This window comes from Achromobacter xylosoxidans (genome assembly GCF_002192695.1).
GTDB lineage: Bacteria > Pseudomonadota > Gammaproteobacteria > Burkholderiales > Burkholderiaceae_B > Achromobacter > Achromobacter xylosoxidans_C.
Map to the genome: position 1 here is coordinate 1 of NZ_MTLG01000013.1, position 3,082 is coordinate 3,082.

1 protein-coding gene and 2 pseudogenes are annotated in these 3,082 nt (G+C 64.7%); all 3 read right to left on the minus strand.

All coding sequences use genetic code 11. The features are described from left to right. A pseudogene (locus tag BRO63_RS03905) lies at positions 1 to 207 on the minus strand (hypothetical protein); the annotation flags it as partial. 329 nt (positions 208 to 536) lie between these two features. Continuing rightward, a pseudogene (locus tag BRO63_RS03910) lies at positions 537 to 767 on the minus strand (hypothetical protein); the annotation flags it as partial. A gap of 538 nt (positions 768 to 1,305) precedes the next feature. After that, positions 1,306 to 3,082 (minus strand): DNA topoisomerase III (locus BRO63_RS03915; protein ID WP_088138634.1); only part of this gene is annotated, 1,777 nt, incomplete at its 5' end.

Below are 3,082 nucleotides of genomic sequence, written 5' to 3' on the forward strand. Positions count from 1 at the left end.
AATGGCGAGCTGGGACCAGCCGCCTCTTTCGAGGGCACGTTGAGCCGCCGCATGGCTGCGGAAGTATTCGTGCGATTCCCGCGAAACGGGACCTTCGGTATCGCGCGTGCCGATGTAGTGGCCGGCGGCGCTTTGCAGGACTTCGAGCGGCAGGAACTTGCCGCAATAGGTCAAGGCCAACTGGCCGAAAGAGGCTTTGTGGGACATGGGTAGGCTCCTTGAAAAAGCGAGGCCTTGTCCCTCACGGGATGGCAGCTCCCGCACGCGGTGGATAAAAAGCATCGGCGTCACGGGGACGCACGTCCGCAGACTTGATGCGATACGGACTGGCGGGTTACGCGGGGAGAACCCGCGGCAGCCTGAAACCCATGGCTGCGGGCATGTGCTGACGAATCAGCGAACATGCGGGCAGCTTCGTCCGGGGGGCCGTGCTGCGTCAGTTGGAAAACGGCATTCGGCCCAGCCCGGATTGATGGGCGCGGAGACAGAAAACCCGCATCGAGTGCGGGCTGTCAGGGGTGCGTGGGTGCGTTGGCTCACTCGGGCGTTTCGCCCAGGACATACTGCTTCCACAGGGCGAATGCCTCGTCCTGTCCCAGTTCGGCCAGGACCACAATGGGTTGCGCCTGCCGCGCACGCAGCGAAGCGAAATACGCCTTACGGTCGGCGATGGACTTGAGATTGATGCCATCGATAAACAGCAGCTTGCCACCCTTGATGAACAGCACCTTGTTGCCAAGGTCGCGCTCGAACGCGGCTCGTACTTTCTCCGGTTGTTGCATGCGTCGGTTTCCTGTTGCTGTGGCCGGCCATTGGGTCGGAACGTTGATCGGCGAGATAAAGGTGCCGAAGGCTCGCTGACCTTCGGCTCGGGAGGGAATAACCACCCGTGGGCTGTTGCAGGCCCGGTCGTCGCTCGAACCGTCTGCTCATCAGCAATCACACCCGGCCCATGTCGTGGTTGGGGCCGGCATCGTCTGGCGCACATCCGCGCACAAAGGGAGCCCGTTTTTGCGCCGGTGGGCACCGGCACTGAATACCGCTGACCACAAAGGGTCTCCGGGTGGCTCGCGCTGCCAGGCAAGCCATCGGGGGACCCTTCGCAGTAGGCGAGAGAAACACAGACCAGCAGAACACGCGGGAGACGGTTCGCGGAAAAGCTACCTTCAGGTCCCGCAGCCGGGGACGGCTGGACGGGACGCGCACACGAACAAGAAGGCGTTGCGCGCTGGGCGACCCGCAGGGGCGTGCGGGACACGGGCCACGCCTTTGAAACAGGGTGCGGCCCACGGGAAACGGAGTCGGTCAGGCGCCTTTGCGGCTGCTGCTACGCGAGCGCGAAGCGCCACGCTTGGGCGGACCGGATTCGACCGGCAGCGTGCCATTGCAGTCAGGGTAGCGACTGCACGACCAGAATGGACCGCTCTTGCCGGTGCGTTGGCGCGTCGGTGCGCCGCACTGCGGGCATGCTGGCCCATGGGGAAGCTTGATGGACAGGGACATGCTGCCGTACTGCGCGATCAACTGCGAAATCCAGGTGGTCTGCTTGCTGAGGAATACGTCCAGGGTGAGCTGTCCGGCCTCGATCATGTCGAGCGCCTGCTCCCACACCGCTGTGGTGCCGGGGTCTGCAATCGCTGCGGGCACGGCGTCGATCAGCGTGAACGCCGCATCCGATGCGCGAATGGAGCGGCCCTTCTTCACGATGTAGCCACGGGCGATCAGCACGCTGATGATGTTGGCCCGCGTCGCCTCGGTGCCGATGCCCGTTGTGTCTTTGAGCTTCTGTTTCAGACGCGGGTCGGTTACGAAACGCGCAACGCCCTTCATCGATTTGACCAGTTCGCCCTGGGTATAGGGCTTGGGCGGCATCGTCTTGAGCGCCTTGATCTCGACCTCGGCCACCTGGCACGCCAGGCCCTCACGCAGCGGGGGCAGCACCTGGCTGCGCGCTGCGGCGTCGCCGTCCTCATCCGCTTGCGGCTCGGCCAGCACCAAACGCCAACCCTTGATGACCACCTGTTTACCGGTGGCCGCCAGCATCTGCTGCCCGCAGGAAAACTCAGCCACGGTACGGTCGAACTCGTGGTGCGGTAGGAACTGCGCCAGGTAATGCGCCCGGATCAGCCGGTACACCGCCAGTTCCTTCTCGCTCAGAGCAGAGAGGTTCGCGGGTTCGAGCGTCGGAATGATGCCATGGTGCGCCGTGACCTTGCCGTCGTTCCAGGCGCGCGAACGCTGGGAGCGGTCGAGCTGACCCATGATCGGGCGCAGCGACGGGTCGGTCTTGAGCAGGCTGTCCAGGACGGCGGGCACCTCGGCAAACATGCTTTCGGGCAGGTAGCCGGAGTCCGAGCGTGGGTAGGTCGTGGCCTTGTAGGTTTCGTACAGCGCCTGGGCGATCTCCAGCGTTTCCTGTACGTCCAGCCCGAGCTGCCTGGAACAGACCTCCTGAAGCGCCCCCAGATCGAACAGCAGCGGCGGGCCTTCGCGCACGCGCTCGGTCTCGATCGATACCACCTGGACGCTGCCCGCAGCGCGAATCTGCTGCGCCGCCTGCTGGGCGACCGGCTGTTGCAGGCAACGACCGGCGTCGTCGGTGCAGCCATCGGGCGCAACCCACAGCGCGGCGAAAGCCTGACCCTCTACGGACAGAGACACGTCGATGCCCCAGAACGGCACCGACTTGAAAGCCGCGATTTCGCGGTCGCGGTCCACGACCAGCTTCAGGGTCGGGGTCTGGACACGTCCGACCGACAGCACGCCGTCGTAGCCTGCTTGCCGCCCGAGCACAGTGAAAAGTCGGCTGAGGTTCATGCCGACGAGCCAGTCTGCCCGCGAACGCGCCAGCGCCGAGTAATACATCGGCAGCGTATCGGACGACGGTCGCAGCTTGCCGAGCGCGGTGCGGATCGACGCATCGTTGAGTGCCGATAGCCACAAACGCTCGATGGGACCACGGTAGCCGCACAGGTCGATGATCTCGCGGGCAATCAGCTCGCCCTCGCGGTCGGCATCGGTGGCGATGACGAGATGGGTCGCCTTCGCCAGAAGCGCCTTGACGACCTTGAATTGCGTGGCG